This window comes from Mycolicibacterium duvalii (assembly GCF_010726645.1).
In the GTDB taxonomy this organism is placed as follows: domain Bacteria; phylum Actinomycetota; class Actinomycetes; order Mycobacteriales; family Mycobacteriaceae; genus Mycobacterium; species Mycobacterium duvalii.
Window position 1 is genome coordinate 3,544,418 of record NZ_AP022563.1, and the last position, 17,459, is coordinate 3,561,876.

Annotated in this window: 16 protein-coding genes; 6 read left to right on the forward strand and 10 right to left on the reverse strand. The window is 69.1% G+C overall.

Annotated elements, in window-relative coordinates; all coding sequences use genetic code 11:
- Positions 1-202: 202 nt before the first annotated feature.
- Positions 203-1,759, reverse strand: a complete 1,557-nt coding sequence (locus G6N31_RS16800) for a carboxylesterase/lipase family protein (protein ID WP_098002463.1) — start codon at positions 1,757-1,759, stop codon at positions 203-205.
- 73 nt (positions 1,760-1,832) lie between these two features.
- Here G6N31_RS16800 and G6N31_RS16805 point away from each other — a divergent pair, with 73 nt between their 5' ends.
- Positions 1,833-3,074, forward strand: coding sequence for a cytochrome P450 (locus G6N31_RS16805; RefSeq protein ID WP_098002462.1), 1,242 nt, complete (start codon positions 1,833-1,835; stop codon positions 3,072-3,074).
- A 99-nt stretch (positions 3,075-3,173) separates the two neighbouring features.
- Entirely contained in the window at positions 3,174-4,436 is a 1,263-nt protein-coding gene (locus tag G6N31_RS16810; RefSeq protein ID WP_098002461.1) for a cytochrome P450, read from the forward strand.
- Here G6N31_RS16810 and G6N31_RS16815 read toward each other — a convergent pair.
- Positions 4,421-5,029, reverse strand: a complete 609-nt coding sequence (locus tag G6N31_RS16815) for a TetR/AcrR family transcriptional regulator (RefSeq protein WP_098002541.1) — start codon at positions 5,027-5,029, stop codon at positions 4,421-4,423. The genes G6N31_RS16810 and G6N31_RS16815 overlap by 16 nt on opposite strands.
- A gap of 136 nt (positions 5,030-5,165) precedes the next feature.
- On the opposite strand from G6N31_RS16815, the gene G6N31_RS16820 reads away from it, so the two are divergent.
- The gene (locus tag G6N31_RS16820; RefSeq protein WP_098002460.1) at positions 5,166-6,824 is read left to right on the forward strand and encodes an MFS transporter; all 1,659 of its coding nucleotides are present in this window, start codon (positions 5,166-5,168) and stop codon (positions 6,822-6,824) included.
- On the opposite strand, the gene mftG is transcribed toward G6N31_RS16820, so the two are convergent.
- The 7 genes from mftG to mftA form a co-directional block, all read right to left on the reverse strand.
- Positions 6,726-8,141: a mycofactocin dehydrogenase MftG gene (gene mftG, locus G6N31_RS16825; RefSeq protein WP_098002540.1), complete on the reverse strand. Its 1,416-nt coding sequence runs from the start codon at positions 8,139-8,141 to the stop codon at positions 6,726-6,728. The two genes, G6N31_RS16820 and mftG, sit on opposite strands and share 99 nt — an antisense overlap.
- Before the next feature lie 5 nt (positions 8,142-8,146).
- Complete coding sequence (gene mftF, locus G6N31_RS16830) at positions 8,147-9,559, reverse strand: mycofactocin biosynthesis glycosyltransferase MftF (protein WP_098002459.1); 1,413 nt, start codon at positions 9,557-9,559, stop codon at positions 8,147-8,149.
- Positions 9,556-10,296: a mycofactocin biosynthesis peptidyl-dipeptidase MftE gene (mftE, locus tag G6N31_RS16835; RefSeq protein ID WP_098002458.1), complete on the reverse strand. Its 741-nt coding sequence runs from the start codon at positions 10,294-10,296 to the stop codon at positions 9,556-9,558. Before mftE ends, mftF begins: the two co-directional genes overlap by 4 nt.
- Before the next feature lie 102 nt (positions 10,297-10,398).
- Entirely contained in the window at positions 10,399-11,574 is a 1,176-nt protein-coding gene (mftD, locus tag G6N31_RS16840; RefSeq protein WP_098002457.1) for a pre-mycofactocin synthase MftD, read from the reverse strand.
- Positions 11,575-11,578: 4 nt separating this feature from the next.
- On the reverse strand, positions 11,579-12,766 hold the full coding sequence (gene mftC / locus G6N31_RS16845; RefSeq protein ID WP_098002456.1) for a mycofactocin radical SAM maturase: 1,188 nt from the start codon (positions 12,764-12,766) through the stop codon (positions 11,579-11,581).
- A complete protein-coding gene (mftB, locus tag G6N31_RS16850; protein ID WP_098002455.1) occupies positions 12,763-13,050 on the reverse strand; it encodes a mycofactocin biosynthesis chaperone MftB in 288 nt (95 codons plus the stop codon). The genes mftC and mftB overlap by 4 nt, the downstream gene beginning before the upstream one ends.
- A gap of 2 nt (positions 13,051-13,052) precedes the next feature.
- Complete coding sequence (mftA, locus tag G6N31_RS16855; RefSeq protein ID WP_098002454.1) at positions 13,053-13,145, reverse strand: mycofactocin precursor MftA; 93 nt, start codon at positions 13,143-13,145, stop codon at positions 13,053-13,055.
- 50 nt (positions 13,146-13,195) lie between these two features.
- On the opposite strand from mftA, the gene mftR reads away from it, so the two are divergent.
- From mftR to G6N31_RS16870, 3 genes are read left to right on the forward strand one after another with little or no spacing between them, the layout of a single operon-like run.
- A complete protein-coding gene (gene mftR, locus G6N31_RS16860; protein WP_098002453.1) occupies positions 13,196-13,837 on the forward strand; it encodes a mycofactocin system transcriptional regulator MftR in 642 nt (213 codons plus the stop codon).
- 25 nt (positions 13,838-13,862) lie between these two features.
- A complete protein-coding gene (locus G6N31_RS16865; RefSeq protein ID WP_098002452.1) occupies positions 13,863-14,387 on the forward strand; it encodes an RNA polymerase sigma factor in 525 nt (174 codons plus the stop codon).
- Positions 14,384-15,658, forward strand: a complete 1,275-nt coding sequence (locus G6N31_RS16870) for a VOC family protein (RefSeq protein WP_098002451.1) — start codon at positions 14,384-14,386, stop codon at positions 15,656-15,658. Before G6N31_RS16865 ends, G6N31_RS16870 begins: the two co-directional genes overlap by 4 nt.
- Here G6N31_RS16870 and G6N31_RS16875 read toward each other — a convergent pair.
- Positions 15,655-17,436 (reverse strand): HNH endonuclease signature motif containing protein, encoded by a 1,782-nt coding sequence (locus tag G6N31_RS16875; protein WP_098002450.1) that lies wholly within the window; start codon positions 17,434-17,436, stop codon positions 15,655-15,657. The genes G6N31_RS16870 and G6N31_RS16875 overlap by 4 nt on opposite strands.
- Between the last annotated feature and the right edge of the window lie 23 nt (positions 17,437-17,459).

Below are 17,459 nucleotides of genomic sequence, written 5' to 3' on the forward strand. Positions count from 1 at the left end.
CCGGTCCCCGCGGTCGGGTGTGTCGCCCGAACGCACGCTCGAAGGCGGCGGATTTTCGTCGCGATCGAAGGTTGGGGACCAGACGCGCCCCGAGGGGCGCCGGTCGCATGCCCGGCCGAGCGAACCCGGCTCAAGGCAACCCGAACAGTATGCCCTAGATCGGGACGTGCTCCAAATCCCGGCCGCGAGCCCCGGACCTGCGTCAGCCTAGCGCGTCCCAGAAGGCGCACTGGTGCGCCCTGTCATAGTCGTCGACCACCGTATTGCCGTCCGGGCGCAGCGTCATCACCCGACCGGAACCGCGCCTCGGCCAGTCCGTCGCGGGGGCTCCGGTCCGCACGAACGCGGCCCAGTAGTCGACCATCTGCCGGCTCAGGTCACGCTGCGCGGCGGTCAGGTCCGGCGCCCCGCCGACGTCGAAGACGTAGCGCACGTCCAGCGAGTGGCTCGCGCCGACCGGGAACGGCAACGTCGTCAGCGGTTCGGGGGCCGGCGCGTCCTGGTCGGCGAACTCGTAGGCGTAGACCGGTTGGTGCCGGTTCAGGTCGGCGGCGAGCCGGTCGGCCACGCACGCGAACTCCGCATCGGTCAGCGCGGCCGAGTAGGCCAGCTCGGGCTCGCGGTAGCGGTCGGCCGGGTAGCGCTGCGCCACCGCGGCCGCATCGGGCCCGAAGACCTCGGCGAGGGCATGCGGATACCCCGCGGCGCCGATCCGCTGCCCGGTGCGCAGATAGCGCAGCCCGGTGAACAGGGTGAACTCGTCGCGAGTGGTGCCGATCAGCACCGGAACCCGTGCCGTGGTCCCGTCGGCGGCGGCGGTGAGCGGATCGACCGGCAGCGCCGTCGTTGCGGTCACCGGGCCGGTCAGTTGCTCGACGCCGAGCCGGGCGTAGAAGACCGGTTCGCGCAGCCTGTCGACCCGGGCGCCGCGCAGACACCCGGCTGCCGCGGCGACGTCACCGCATCCGGCTGCCGCGGCATAGTCGAGGCTGACGCGCCTGGCGTGCGGCAGTGCGGCCTGGGCCTGACAGGGACCGCTCATGATGATCGCGCCGTGGAACAGACCCCGCGAGCCGGGCGCGGCCAGGTGGTCGCACACCGACATCGCGCCGGCCGACTCCCCGGCCACCGTGACCCGATCCGGGTCACCGCCGAACGCGGCGATGTTCTCGCGCACCCAGCGCAGCGCAGCCTGCTGATCGGCCAGGCCGTAGTTGCCGACGTCGCCCGGCGGGCCCAGCGCGGGGTGGGCCAGGAATCCGAGCGCGCCCAGCCGGTAGTTGAGGGTGACCACGACGATGTCGCCGCGTTCGACCAGGCGGCGCGCGCCGAACATGCCGCCGTCGCCGTTGATGAAGCTGCCGCCGTGGAACCAGACCAGCACGGCCTTGGGCTCGTCGGGTGTCGCCGGCGTCCACACGTTCAGCGACAGGCAATCCTCCCCGCTGCCGGTGCCGAACTCCGGGTCGGGCCCGGGGGCCTGCAGGCATCGGGGGCCGGGCCGTGACGCGTCCCGTACCCCGTCCCAGCGGAGCGCGGGCTCCGGCGGCCGGAACCGCAACGGGCCGACCGGCGGGGCCGCGTACGGGATGCCGCCGAAGAAGCTGTGCCCGGGATCCTCGACGCCGCGCACCGCGCCCGTACCGGTCTGCACCACCGCCGGATCGGCGGGCGCAGGCACCGCCACGGGGTCCGCCGCATGCACACACCCGACCGCGCACAGCAGCACGAGCGCCACGCTGAGCAGTCGTTTCGGCACGACGTCCGAGCCTACTTGCGACGTGGGTTACAGTGTTCTTGACACCTGTCAAGTTAATCCCGAGCGAGGCACCATGAGCACGCCCGTCACCGGCGGCGTCCTGGCCGATCCGAAGGCCTACACCGACGAGGCGCGCCTGCACGCCGCGCTGACCCACCTGCGCCGGCACGCCCCGGTCTCCTACGTGGACGTCCCGGACTACCGGCCGTTCTGGGCGGTCACCAAGCACGCCGACATCATGGCCATCGAGCGGGACAACGAGCTGTGGATCAACGCACCGCGCCCGATGCTCGTCACCGCCGCCACCGACGACCTGTCCCAGGCCAACCTGGCCGCCGGCGGCGGCATCCGCACCTTGATCCACATGGACGACCCGCTGCACCGCGACATCCGCAAGGTCGGCGCGGACTGGTTCCGCCCCAAGGCCATGCGGGCGCTGAAGACCCGCGTCGACGAGCTGGCCAAGATCTACGTCGACAAGATGGTGGAGAAGGGCCCCGAGTGCGACTTCGTCCAGGAAGTCGCGGTCAACTTCCCGCTGTACGTGATCCTGTCGCTGCTGGGCCTGCCCGAATCCGACTTCGGCCGGATGCTCAAGCTCACCCAGGAGATGTTCGGCGGTGACGACGACGAGTTCACCCGCGGCAAGAGCCCGGAGGAACTGCACGAGGTCATCACCGACTTCTTCCGGTACTTCACCGCGCTGACCGCCGAACGCCGGGCCCACCCCACCGACGATCTGGCCTCGGCGATCGCCAACGCCAAGATCGACGGCGAGTACCTCAACGACATCGACTGCCTGTCCTACTACGTCATCGTCGCCAGCGCCGGCCACGACACCACCAGCGCCGCCATCTCCGGCGGCCTGCTCGCGTTGATCGAGAACCAGGATCAACTGGCGCGGCTGAAGGCCCACCCGGACCTGATGGGCACCGCGGTCGAGGAGATGATCCGGTGGACCACCCCGGTCAAGGAGTTCATGCGCACCGCCACCGCCGACACCGAGGTGCACGGCGTGCCGATCAAGGAGGGCGAGTCGGTGCTGCTGTCCTACGTCTCGGCCAACCGCGACGAGGACATCTTCGACGAGCCGTTCCGCTTCGACGTCGGCCGCGACCCGAACAAGCACCTGTCGTTCGGTTACGGCGTGCACTTCTGCCTGGGCGCCGCGCTCGCGCGGATGGAGATCAACAGCTTCTTCACCGAACTGGTCCCCCGGCTGGAGTCCATCGAACTGGCCGGCGACCCGGAGTTCATCGCGACGATCTTCGTCGGCGGCCTCAAGCACCTACCGATCCGGTACGGACTGCGCTGAGTCCGGCGCTGTGACATAGGCGGCCCGCCACTCGACAAGTGGCCCCGATCACATAGACTGTGTTTGACACCCGTCAAGTACTGCTGTGTGAGGAGCCCGATGAGCGCGTCCGCGATGGATCTCAAGATGGACGAAGCGGCGAAGGTACTGGCCGACCCGACGGCTTACGCCGACGATGCCCGGCTGCACGCCGCGTTGGCGCACCTGCGCGCCAACAACCCCGTCGCCTACGTCGATCACGGTCCGTACCGGCCGTTCTGGGCGATCACCAAGCACGCCGACATCATGGCCATCGAGCGCGCCAACGACCTGTGGTTGTCCGAGCCCCGGCCGCTGCTGGCCACCGCCGAGGCCGACGATCTGGCCAAGGCGCAGCTGGAGGCCGGGTTCGGGTTGCGCACCCTGATCCACATGGATGACCCGCACCACCGCAAGGTGCGCGCCATCGGCGCCGACTGGTTCCGCCCGAAAGCCATGCGGGACCTGAAGGTTCGTGTCGACGAGCTGGCCAAGCGCTACGTGGACAAAATGGCCGAGATCGGCCCGGAGTGCGACTTCGTCACCGACATCGCGGTCAACTTCCCGCTGTATGTGATCCTGTCGCTGCTCGGCCTGCCCGAAGAGGACTTCGGCCGGATGCACATGCTGACCCAGGAGATGTTCGGCGGCGACGACGACGAGTACAAGCGCGGCACCACACCGGAAGAGCAGATGGCGGTGCTGACCGACTTCTTCAACTACTTCGGCGCTTTGACGGCGTCGCGGCGGGAGCACCCGACCGACGATCTGGCGTCGGCGATCGCCAACGGCCGCGTCGACGGCGAGCTCATGTCCGACGTGGACACGCTGTCCTACTACGTCATCGTCGCCAGCGCCGGCCACGACACCACCAAGGACGCCATCTCCGGGGGCCTGCTCGCGCTGATCGAGAACCCCGCCGAAATGGCCCGCCTCAAAGGCGATCTCAGCTTGATGGGCACCGCCGTCGAGGAGATGATCCGCTGGTCCACCCCGGTCAAGGAGTTCATGCGCACTGCCGCCGAGGACACCGAGATCCGCGGGGTGCCCATCGCCAAGGGCGAGTCGGTGTATCTGGCCTACGTGTCGGGCAACCGCGACGAGGAGGTCTTCGACGAGCCGTTCCGTTTCGACGTCGGTCGCGACCCGAACAAGCACGTCGCCTTCGGCTACGGAGTGCACTTCTGCCTCGGCGCGGCTCTGGCCCGGATGGAGATGAACAGCCTGTTCACCGAGCTGTTGCCGCGGCTGGACTCGATCGAGCTGGCGGGGAAGCCCGAACTGTCGGCGACCACCTTCGTCGGCGGCCTCAAGCATCTGCCGGTGCGTTACTCGCTGCGCTGACCGGGCTTTGCGTACGCGTTGAGAAAGCCGTCGACCGCTGCGACGGCCGCCGCCCGGTAGTCGAAGTCGGGCAGCGTGCTGATCCGGCCGAAGGCCAACGGTCCGACCAGCAGCGCAAGGGCGATCGGGCGGTCGACGGGCTGGAGTTGTTCGGCGGCGTCGGCGCTGTCGAAGACGGTCTCGAACGGCGCCGCGTACTGCTCGACGATCCGTTCGCGCAGTGAACTGACCGGAGTCCCGTCCGCGAGGGGCACCCCGGTGATGTCGGGCCCCAGCGACAGCCACGCCATCGCGGTGAGCGTGGTGGGGGCCTCGGCGATCGAATCGGCCCACTCGACCACGATCGCCTGGAGCCTCTCGCGCAGCGTGCCGCGCTCGGGCGGCATCGGCGGCGGCGGGATCAGACTGGTGAAGGCCGCCGCGACGAGGTCGTTACCGCTCGGAAAGTGGCGATACAACGTCGCGCGGGCGACATTGGCCTGTCGGGTGACCGCGTCGATCGTCACCGCCGCCGGCCCGCCGGCGCGCAGCAGCGCGGTGGCCGCCTCCAGCAGACGGGCCCGGGACCGGGCCGGCCGCGGGTCGCCGGTCATGGTTTCCGCCTCCTCGGTTTCGCCCGCCCCGACAGCGGGAATGTGCACAAGACTATTGGTCTTGCAACGAGACTGTTAGTCTCGGTTTGTCTTTTTGAGACCAACAGTCTTGAAACCTCCTGCTGGAAGAGACGCCATGGTCACCCTGTCTGGATCTGCCCAGGATATCGACGGCGAGGTCGCGTCCCTGCCGAAACGCGGACGCATCTGGCTGCTCGTCGTCGCGAGCTTCAACGTGCTGCTGGTGATCTCGTCGATGGTGGCGCTCAACGCCGCTCTGCCTGACCTCGCGCTGGAGACGTCGGCCACCCAGTCCCAGCTCACGTGGATCGTCGACGGGTACACGCTGGCGCTGGCCTGTCTGCTGCTGCCGGCCGGCGCTCTGGGTGACCGCTTCGGCCGGCGCGGCGCCCTGCTGGTCGGCCTGGTGATCTTCGGGGTGGCGTCGTGCGCGCCGACGGTGCTCGACAGCCCGACCCAGATCATCGTGGCGCGCGCCGTGGCCGGTGTCGGTGCTGCGTTCATCATGCCGGCCACGCTGTCACTGCTGACGGCCGCGTTCCCGAAAGACGAGCGCAACAAGGCCGTCGGCATCTGGGCCGGTGTCGCCGGCTCGGGTGCGGTCGTCGGCTTCCTCGGCACCGGGCTGATGCTGCAATTCTTCTCCTGGCAGTCGATCTTCTACGCCTTCACCGCCGCGGCGCTGCTGTTGTTCGTCGCGACGCTGACGATCGGGTCCTCCCGCGACGAGACCGCGGCCCCGATCGACTGGCTGGGTGGCAGCCTGATCGCGACGGCGATCGCGGTCTTCGTGCTCGGCATCGTCGAAGCGCCGGTGCGCGGGTGGACCGACCCGATCGTGCTGGGATGTCTCGGTGCGGGCCCGGCACTGGCCGCGGTGTTCGCAGTGGTGCAGTTGCGCCGCACCCACCCGCTGCTCGACGTGCGGCTGTTCCGCCGACCTGACTTCGCGACCGGTGCGGTGGGAATCACGTTCATCTTCATGGCGAATTTCGGCTTCTTCTATCTCGCGATGCAGCATATGCAGCTGGTGATGGGATACACCCCGCTGCAGACCGCTTTTGCGCTGTCGCCGTTGGCACTTCCCGTGCTGGTGCTGGGTTTCAGCCTGCACCTCTACCTGCCGAAGGTGGGTTTGCGCTTCGCGGTCACCGTCGGGCTGCTGCTGATCGCAACCGGGCTGTACCTGATGCGTTTCCTCGACGGGGATTCGACCTTCACCGACCTGATGTGGCCCATGCTGGTCATGGCCTCGGGCATCGGGTTCTGCACCGCCCCGACGACGTCGGCGATCATGAACGCCACCCCCGACGAGAAGCAGGGCGTTGCCTCGGCGGTCAACGACGCCACCCGCGAGATCGGAGCCGCGGTGGGTATCGCGGTCGCCGGATCGATTCTGGCCGCGCTCTACCACTCCTCGCTGGCCCCGCGCCTGGAAGCCTTCCCCGACGAGATCCGTTCCGGCGCGACCGATTCGCTGGCCTATGCGCTGTCCATCGCCGAACGCATGGGACCGCAGGGAGCGGAACTGACCCGGCTGGCCGAGGACGCGTTCCTGCACTCGATGAGTCAGGCGCTGCTGGTGCTCTCGGTGGTCACGCTGGCCGGCGCGCTGTTTGTCGCCGTGTGGTCACCCGGGCGGGACGGCCGGCAGTGGGCGCCGCTGCGCCGTGGCTCACGCGAAGAATTCCGCAGCCCGGTGGCCGATCATCGCGATGGTGGCGTGCGGGCCGCGACTGGGCGCCATCGGAAGGATGGACCCGTCGACGATTGACAGGCCGTCCACGCCGAACACGTGGCACCGGTTGTCGACCATGGCGTCGGGATCGTCGTCGCTCCCCATTTTCGCGGTGCCGCACAGATGTTGCGAGGTTGCCCATACGGCTTCCTGCCCCTCCGCAGCCGCACCGGCCAGCTCGCGCGCGAGCTCCGTTGCTTCGCTGAGCAGTAGGACGTCGAGCGGCGCACTGTCGTAACGATGTTCGATGACCGGATCGGTTCCCCGGAGGCGGACCCGCCCGCGTGAATGCGGCCGCATCAGCGTGATTCCGAGGTGCGGGTGATCGGCCGGGTCATCGTGGTCACCACCCACCATGGCTCCGAATCCCGCTGTGTAGGGCCGGATCTCGACACCCTTATCCGTGGTCAGAATCGCCTCGAGCGGTGGAACCCCGTGGGTCGGCGTCCACCGGACCGGCAGCACCCATTCCGGGTGGTCGATGGTCGCGACCCCCACGGGAAGGTCGGCGACGACGGGAACATCGGCGGCACGCACCTGAGCAGCCGGTCCGATGCCGGAGAGTAGCAACAGCCGAGCCGTCTCGATCGCCCCGGCGCACAGGATGATTCGGTCGGCGAACAGCTCTGAGGCGCCATCTGGGCCGCGGCACTGCACCCCGACCGCCCGAGTGCCCTGCAGCAGCAGGCGTTGCACCCGGGTCTCGGTGTGCACGGTCAGGTTGGGCCGGCCCAGCACGGGCTGCAGGAAAGCGCCACCGGGTCCCACCCGCTGACCGCCGTCGATGTTCAGCGGCACCGCACCGATGCCGGCGGGGAGCTGCAGACCGGCGGTGGCGCCGTTGAGATCCTCGACCCACGGGTAGCCCGCAGCGCGCGCAGCATCGACGAATGCACCGGTGGCGCCGTCGAATACGGCGACGCGACGTACCGTGATCGGGCCGTCCTGCCCGTGCACCGGGGTGTCGAAGTCGAGATCGTGCTCGATGGCGCGGAAGTGCGGCAGCACGTCGGCCCACGCCCACCCCGGCAGACCCCAGCCGTCGAAGTCGGTCGGCAGCGCGCGACAGAAGTAGCCGCCGTTGACCGCTCCCGAGCCGCCCACCACCGCGCCGCGCATCAGTTGCGCGGTCCGGCGCGGATCATCGGTCAACACGGTCGGGTAGCGGTGCACGACCGAACTGGCGGGTCCGATCGGCAGCCGAAGGCCGTCGGCGATCTGATCCGCCACCCGGGCGTCGGTGGCGCTCGGGCCCCACTCGACGACGGTGACCGTGCAGCGTTCGTCGGCGGAGAGCCGCTCGGCGAGCACCGAGCCCGCGCTGCCCGCACCGATGATCAGGACATCGGTCATCAGGCTCAGCGGCGGATCTGCGGCTTCAGGGCGCCGGCGTGGCGCTCGCGCAGCACGCCGCTCCACAGCCCCAGGCCGTAGGCGATGTCGTCGAGGCGTTTGAGCAGCAGGTAGGTCAGCACCCCGACCCGCTTGCCGTCGTCGTCGACACGACCGGTGCGCACCAGCCAGTCGAGCAGGCCGTCGAGCACCGCGGCGACCAGCACCACGCGACGGCATCGCCTCGACAGCGTCGCCGCCAGCAGCGCCAGCGGCCAGTAGTGCCGGCAGATGGCCGCGGCGAGTTGGGCGGCCCCCGACCACATCGCCTGGGTGGCCACCGCGGCCACCTCCAGCGGCTCGGTCGGGACTCCGGACAGTGTCTTGGCGATGCGGCGCCCGGTGAGGACCGCGACGACCACCGACGCCACATAGCCGATGCCCGAACCCCGCGCGGCCAGCAGCCACGCCGCCAGGGTCGGGCCGGAGATCACCAGCGGCGCCGTCTTCCCGGGATGACGGATGGTCAACGGGGCTGCGGCGCTGCCGTAGAACGCCTTGCGCACGAACCACTTCCGCAGATCGGTGCGATGATCGTGGGCCACCGTGGCGATCGGCTCGTAGCGCAGCCGGGCACCGGCCTCGTTGAGGCGCCAGCACAGGTCGACGTCTTCGCCGGAGGTCAGGGTCTCGTCGAATCCGCCGATGTCGAGCAGGGCCGCTCGGCGGCAGATGATCGCGGCACTGGGCACGTAGGAGACGGTGCCGTACGGCACGACGGGCGCCTCGCGCAGCCCGAGGTCCAGCGAGGAGCGGACCGCCTCGTACCGCGCCACCGCGCCGGCGGTGTTGTTCAGCGCCACGATGCGGGGCGCCACCAACGCGACCGCGGGGTCGCAGAAGTGGCCGCACAGCGCTTCCAGCCAGCCGCGGCGCGGCACCACGTCGGAGTCCAGGAACGCGACGAAGTCGGTGTCGCAGACCGCCAGCCCGGTGTTGCGGGCCGCGGCCGGACCCTTGCTGTACGGGTGGCGCAGCACCCGCACGTCGCAGTGCATCGCTGCGAAGTCGGCCTCGCGCACCGGGTCCACGGAGCCGTCGTCGACAATCACCACACGCATACCGCGCAGCGACGACACCAGGCGCATCAGCCCGATAGGGTTGTCCTTCACCGGGATAACGACGGTGATGTCGCGGTGCGAGGGCCCGCTCAGCGGCCGCGGGTGTGCGACGGTCGCGTCGAGCAGGGTGCGGGCCAGCTGGGCACTGACCGCGTCGTGAACTTCCAGCCGGCCGCCGCGTAGCAGCGTCTGCGCGGCCGGCGCCAAGCGCAGCAACCGGGTCGGTGAGCCGCCGAGCAACGCCGTGCCCTCTCCGAGCACGCGCACCCGGCGGTCCACCTGGACGGCGAACCCGTCCGGGAGACGCGGGCCGGTCATGTCAGCATCCCCCCACTGTCTGGCTGCCAGCGTGTGACGCGCGCCGTGCACGCGTCCACCATCTCGGTAAGAATTCTGCTTCCGTCGTGTGCGGTAGCCGTTGTCGGGTCCCCCAAAACCCCCACCGGGCTCACCGCGGCCACGCCCCCCTCGCGCAGTGCCGGCATCAACTCGGCCAACGGGGCGGCGTTCCCGACGACCCGGTCGTCGCCGACGGCATCCGGGGCGATGTGCAACAACACCGACGTCTCGGTGTGACCGGCGTGCGCGTCGGCGTCGCGGGACACGCAGGAACACCACGCGACATCGCGGCCCTCGGAGCGCAGCAGCGTGCAGGCCCGGCGCAACGCGGCGACGTTGCCGCCGTGGCCGTTGACGAACACCAGCCGGGAGGCCCATCGGCACGCGGAGCGTCCGAACTCGACCAACAGCTCCGTCAGCGCTGCCGTGCCGATCGAGATGGTGCCGGGGAAGCCTTCGTGCTCGCCGCTGGCTCCGTAGCTGACCGGCGGCGCGACCTGCCACACGCCGGTGTCGGCGGCGCGGAGTCGCCGGATGAGGCCGTCGGCCACCGCGGACGCGATGCGGGTGTCGGTATCGAGGGGCAGATGGGGCCCGTGTTGTTCGGTGGATCCGACCGGGACGATCAGGGCCGGAGACGTTTCATGTAGCTGCCGCGACGTCGAGTTTCCGAGCTCGATGGGGAAAGCCACGCGACGATGGTAGGCCCAATTCACCTGTTGCGCGCCAATTGTTGGCTCACCGGACGACTGATTTTCTGCTGCGTCGCCCAGGCGGTTCACCCCCGCCCCCTGCGCCCCGTTGGCACCAGGGGACGGTCACACCCCCAGGGTGCGGGTGAAGCCCTCCGGGACCAGTACGTCGTCGCGGGTCAGCTCGTGGATCGAGGACTTGCCCAGCCCCATCAGCGCCGAGTCGATACCGCCGCGCAGGATGTCCAGAACGTTCTCGACACCGGCTTGCCCGTTCGCTGCCAGGCCCCACAGATAGGCCCGCCCGATCATCACCGCGCGGGCGCCCAGGGCTACCGCCTTGACCACGTCGCTGCCGCGCCGGACTCCACCGTCGAGCAACACCTCGATCTGGTCGCCGACAGCGTCGGCGATGGCCGGCAGGCACCGGATCGCCGCGGGCGTGCCGTCGAGGTTGTTACCGCCGTGATTGGACACCGTGATCGCCGAAACGCCCGCGTCCACAGCGCGTTTGGCGTCGTCAACGCGGACGGTGCCCTTGAGCAGGAACGGTCCGCCCCACTGCTCACGCAGCCAGGCCACGTCCTCCCAGGTCGGCGGCGGGGTGCCCATCCACTGCCCGTAGGCCTCGAAGAACGTCGGACCGGGCTCACCGCGGCGGGCCTGGTTGGGCACCCGCAGGTCCGGTGGGCGCAGCGTCTTGGCGAAGCTGTAGAACCACCTCGGCTTGGTGATCACCTCCGGCGACATCCGGATCATGGTCTTGAGGTCCATCCGCTCCGGAATCTTCGGGCTGCCCCAGTCGCGGCCGTGGGCGAAGCTCCAGTCGGTGGTCAGGATCAGCCCCTTGGCGCCGGCAGCGCGGGCGCGTTCCATTCTCGCGAGGATCTCGTCGCGGCTGCCCAGCCAGTAGATCTGGAAGAAGATCTTGTCGTTGACCGCGGTGACCTCTTCCATCGGCTTGCTCGCGAACGACGACAGACCCATGGCCGTGCCGCGGGCCGCCGCGGCCCGGGCCACCGCCACTTCACCGTCGGGGTCGATCGCCTGCACGCCGGTCGGCGAGATGACGACGGGCAGCGAAATGTCCTGTCCCATCACAGTTGTCGCCATGTCACGCTTTTCGGTGGCGCCGATGACGTGGGGGGCGAAGCCGAGTTCGGCGAAGGACTCGACGTTGTCGGTGACCGTCACGCCCTTCTCGCTGGCCGAGATCAGCGAGGAGTAGGCCGACTTCGGCAGCCTCTTCTTCGCCCGTTGCTGGGCGATGGCGACGGTTTCGAACCAGGTATCACGTGCCATGGGGTTACACAGGACTTTCGTTGCAGAACTTTTTGGGAGGAGCGCTCAGCAGGGTGAGCGGGATGGGGCCCTTCGGCGCGCGGCCGCCCGAGCGGGAGTGATCCACGCTCGACTTGGGCTTGTCGCGTTCGAGTGCCAGCGCGGGTTCGCCGTAGCCCTGCACGCATTCGGGATCGGGTCCGTCCATCGGCAGGCCGGTGAAGAACTTGGCCGCCATGCAGCCGCCACGGCACGCGTCGTAATGCCCGCAGCCGCTGCAGGCGCCGGCCGACTGTGGTTCGCGCAGCTCACGAAACAGCTCGGAGTGCTTCCACACCGTGTCGAAACCGCCGTCCCGCAACACGTTTCCTGCCAGGAACTTGTCGTGGATGGCGAACGGGCAGGCGTAGACGTCGCCGACCGGGTCGATCAGGCAGACCACGCGGCCGGCGCCGCACAGGTTCAGCCCGGCCAGCGCGCCGGGTTCGCCGAGGCCGGACAGGTGGAAGAACGAGTCGCCGGTGAGCACGCGTTCGCCGTGCGCGACCAGCCAGTTGTAGAGCTGGACCTGCTGGTCCGAGGTCGGGTGCAGTTCGTCCCACACGTCGGCGCCGCGGCCCGACGGACGCAGCCGGGTGATGCGCAGCGTCGCGCCATAGGCGTCGGCCAGTGCCTTGAAGTCGTCGAGCTGGTCAACGTTGTGGCGGGTGACGACCACCGAGATCTTGGCGTCGGTGAATCCGGCGTCGCGCAGGTTCTCCAGCGCGCGCACCGCCATCGCGAAGGATCCCGGGCCGCGCACCGCGTCGTTGACCTCGGCGGTCGCGCCGTCCAGCGAGATCTGGACGTCGACGTAGTCGCTGGCGGCCAGTTTGGCGGCTACGTCCGGGGTGATCCGCACTCCGTTGGTGGAGAACTTGACGCCGACGTGGTGCTCGGTGGCGTAGTCGACGAGCTCCCAGAAGTCGCTGCGCACGGTCGGCTCCCCGCCGCCGATGTTGACGTAGAACACCTGCATACGCTCGAGCTCGTCGATGATGTCCTTGCACTGCTGGGTGCTCAGCTCACGCGGGTCGCGTTTACCCGAGGACGACAGGCAGTGCACGCACGACAGATTGCACGCGTAGGTCAGCTCCCAGGTCAGACAGATGGGGGCGTCCAGTCCGCGCTCGAACTGGTCGACCAGCCGGGGCACGGGGGCAGTGACAGTCATCGATCCTCTTCCGCGACAAGCATGTTGGACTGGACGAGCACGCCCAGTGCATGGAGGTAGGGCGCCTGCGCGTCGTCGTCGACACCGGCAGCGCGGCAGGCGGAGCGAACGTCGGGGTGATCACCCAGCGAGTTGATCACCTCGACGATCGTCCGATTCTTCAGAAACGAGAGCTTGCGGGTCCCGAAGTGGTAGAGCAACGCGCCGAACGGCTCCGGCCGGACCGCCACCTGCGGGTGCAACCGCCAGCGTCGGCCCGCGTCGAAAGAGGTCGGCGCAGTCATGCTCAGTAGACCCCGCACATCCCGTCGATCGAGACTTCCTCGACCAGGCTCTCGGTCACCAGCTCGTCGTTCTGGGTGTTCTCGCTCGAATCCATGGATGTCACCTTTCTGACTCTCGACTTTTGTGACGCAGGTCGCTAACAATATGGCATCGAGTGCCGAAACGGAAGAGGGGGTCGCGGTGGATGCCACGAAACCGCGGGTGGGCCGTCGTCGATCCACGAGTTGGGAGCACATCAGCGACGTCGCGATCGACCTGTTCACGACGCGCGGCTTCGACGAGGTCAGCGTCGACGACGTGGCGGCCGCCGCGGGAATCGCCCGCCGGACACTGTTCCGCTACTACCCGTCGAAGAATGCGCTGCCCTGGGGCGACTTCGATGCGCACCTCGAGCACATGCGCACACTGCTCGACGGGGCCGATCCCAACGTGCCGATCCGGGAGGCGTTGCGCGCCGCCCTGCTGGCCTTCAACGACTTCGACGACGGCGACCGCCACCGGCAGCGCATGCGGTTGATCCTGGAAACCGAGACGTTGCAAGCCTATTCGATGACGATGTACGCCGGGTGGCGGGCAGTGGTGGCAGGTTTCGTGGCGCGTCGCCTGGGCCTCACGGAACAGGACCTGGTGCCGCAGACGGTGGCGTGGTCGATGCTGGCGGTGGCGCTGGCGGCCTACGAGCACTGGCTGGCCGACGAGACGGTGTCGCTGGCCACCGCGCTGGGCGGCGCATTCGACATGACGGCCGGCGGTCTGGACCAACTGGAAATCGGGGTGTCGGAGTAACGGCCTCGGCGGCGACGATGTAGGTGTGAGCGCCGAACCGGATGGCACGGACGCTCCGCGCGCACTGCTCGCGCTGTACGACGAGGCCCTGCCCGCGGTCTACGGGTACTTCGTCCGGCGCTGCGGTGACCGCGGGACGGCCGAGGACCTGACGTCAGAGACCTTTCTGGCGGCGATGGACGCCGCCCGCAAGCCCTCACCGCCCGAGCTGAGCGTGCCGTGGCTGATCGGGGTGGCGCGCCACAAGCTGGCCGACCACTACCGGCGCCGCCACGACCGGTTCAGCGTCCCGGTCGCCGACGTGCCGGAGGCAACCGAGACGGCCGACACCTGGGACGCCCAGCTCGACCGCATCGTCGCCGAGAGCGTGCTCGCCAGGCTGCCGGAGCACCATCGCACCGTTCTGGCGTTGCGCTACATGGACGACCGGTCGGTGCCCGAGTGCGCGGAGCTGATCGGCCGCACCGTGCACGCCACCGAGGCCCTGCTCGTGCGGGCCCGCCGCGCATTCCGATCGAACTACCCGGAGCCGGAAAGGAGGAAGCCGTGAACGACAACCGGGATCCGTTGACCGTGCTCAACAGCGACGATCTTCCCGTCGCGCCCGACCCGGCCTTCGCCGCCCGCCTCCGTGCCCGGCTGCAAGCGGCCGCGTCCTTACCCCGTCGAACCGGAGGAGTTGTCATGAGCGGAACCGACACGATGATCGCCGAACTGGCCGAGGCGGCTGCACCGCCGGTCGAGCCCCGATCCGCGGTGATCGCCTATCTGACCGTCACCGATGCCCGCGCGGCCATCACCTGGTATGCCGACGCGTTCGGGGCCGCGCTGACGGGTGACCCTGTCGAGATGGACGACGGCCGGATCGGCCATGCGGAATTGTCACTCGGCGGCGGAATTCTGTACCTGGCCGATGAGTTTCCCGAGGTCAGCCTGAAAGCGCCGTCACCGCAGCATGTTTCAGTGAGCCTGATGTTGGCCGTGTCCGACACCGACGCCGCCCTGCGCCGGGCCCGGGAGGCGGGCGCCACCATTCAGCGCGAACCCTACGAGGCGCACGGGGCACGCGGCGCTGCCCTGGTCGATCCGTTCGGGCATCGCTGGATGCTCACCGGGCCCGTTACCGGCGCTGCCGTGCCGATCCAGCACGGTGATGTCGGCTATGTCGCGCTCTGTACACCGGACCCTGAGCGAGCGGCGGCGTTCTACGCGCATGTGCTCGGGTGGACCTATGACTCCCGAACCCGGACGGTGACCGGTATCGGGCAGCGAATCCGACTGACCTCGGGGCCGAACACACTGGTGTGTGGCTACGCCGTCACCGACCAGAACGGCGCGCAGCAGAGCATTCTCGGCGCCGGCGGACAGGTCGGCGAGGTCGAACGTCTCGACTTCGGCGACGTGGTGAGTGCGACCGATCCGCAAGGGCTGCCGTTCGCGGTGTTCGAACCCTCGTCTGAGCAGCCACGGCCGAAGCTCAACGGCAGTGGTCCCGGAGAGCTGTCCTACATCACCTACCAGGTGCCGAATTCAGCTGTGTTCAAAGCCTTCTACGGCGGTCTGCTGTTCTGGACGTTTGAACCGGGACGCGTTGACGACGGCTGGCAGGTGATGGGCACGCATCCCATGGCAGGCGTGGCCGGTGGAACTGCCGAACCGGTCGTCGTGCCGATGTGGACCGTCGAGGACGTCGACGCCGCGGTGGCGCGGGTGCGGGAGGCCGGCGGCACGGTCATCGAGGAGCCGTCGCAGCAGTCCTACGGCAAGTCCGCGCTGTGCACCGACGACCAGGGCACCCGGTTCTATCTCGGGGAGTTCTAGAACGGCGGCGGGTCGGCGCCTGTTTCGGGCGGCGGTTGTGCCTGTCCCAGCTTCTTTTCCCGGGCGCGTCGCAGTTCTTGGGCGCGTTGGAGTTCTTGGGCGCGTTGTTCGGCGTTGTGGGCGCGTTCGGCTTTGTTGCGTGCGGCGGTGTCGGCGGCGCGGTTGCGTCGGCGTCGCGGCATTTTCAGGGTGCCGGCGGCATAGCCCGGCGGAGGTGTCGGTGGTGGGGGCAGGTCGGCGGTGGTGATGGCCGCGCTGGGGAAATACAGGCGGCTGCCGGGTTTGGTGGCATAGCGGTGCCCGGTCGGGGCGGTCCAGATCAGGGTGCCGTCGGGGTGCTGTTCATCGCGCCAGCCACCGGGGCCGCACCAGAACGTTTTGAGCAGGTGGTGGCCGCGGCACTTGCAGCTGAGGTTGGAGGCGTGGGTGGGCCCGAACGGATAGGGCACGGTGTGGTCGATATCGCAGCGTTCGGCCGGGATGTCACAGCCGGGGAAGCGGCAGAACAGATCGCGCATGCGCACGAACTCCGCCAGCGCTGCTGAGGGCCGATACCGCGGCTCGGGCTGCGGGCCGGGCAGGGTCAGTTCGGAGGTCTTCGCGCCATTACGGATCATCTCGGCCAGCAGCGCGATCGGCACCGGCCGCCCATCCAGGCCCAGCGCGGCCCCCCGATCCACCACCCCACCCGGCGCGGGGGCCGCGGCGGGCGAGGCCGTCGAATCGTCCGCCGCTGCGGCATCTGCGGATGCAGCAGGGCCTTCCGAGGCAGCGGTGTTCTCCGACAACGCGCGGTCTTGGGGCACCTCAGGGCCCTCCGGCAGCGCAGGATCCTGCGAAAGCTCGGGATCTTCGGCCGCAGCCGCGCTTTCGGACAGAGCGGCTTTTTCGGCTTCGGCGGCCTTCTCGGCTTTGGCGGCGGCGGTGTTGGCGGCGGCGGTGGCGGTGTCATGGGCGATGAGGGCGTGGGCGGCCTCGATCGCAGCTTGATCGGCGATGATCTTGATCACCGCGTTGGACCGTGTCGGCCGGACGGGCACCGGACAGTCCGCAGATGCGCACCGGCAGTTCAGATGAAACTCCCCCCGGATGATCGCGCCCATCGCATCGGAGCGCCGCTCCCCGGCCGGGCGCGGATCCTCGGCACACAACCCACCCACCATCTCAGCAAGGCGCGCTTTGAGCAGCCGGCCATCGCTGGCCAACAACTGCCCCCACAACGCGGCGACCTCACTGGGATCATCACTGGCCCCGACATGAATATCGCGGACCCGCATGATCTCCCTGCTACGCCGCACCCCGTCGGGGTCGAACCGCTCGACCACCTCATCAATGGCCGCCTTGAGTTTGTCCCCCGAAAGCCGACCCCAATCACGCGCCGCGCCGGCCAACCGGTCATCAATGCGGGCCAACACCGCCGGATCCTCGACCAACTGGGTCCGCCAACTGATCTCCGAAACCACCCGCGCCCCGATTACCCCATCGGTGAACAACTGCGCGACCTTGGGCAGCCGGTAGCGCAACGCCACCGCAATATGCATCTGCCCCGAAGCCTTACGCTGCCCGACGTTGAGCGCCGCGGCCACCTGCGCGGCCGTCGCGGCCCACGGATCAAAAACCCACCCACCGCGCTCGTCATCCTCATCGACATGACGGTGCACCAACTCCGCGATCGCCGCCGACCGGCGCGCACAAATCCGCGCCTCCTCCCGCGCACTGCGCTCGATCCAGCCCACGATCGCCTCATCAGACGCCTCGGCAAATAACGAATCGAACACAAGTTCGATTATGCCAACCCCCA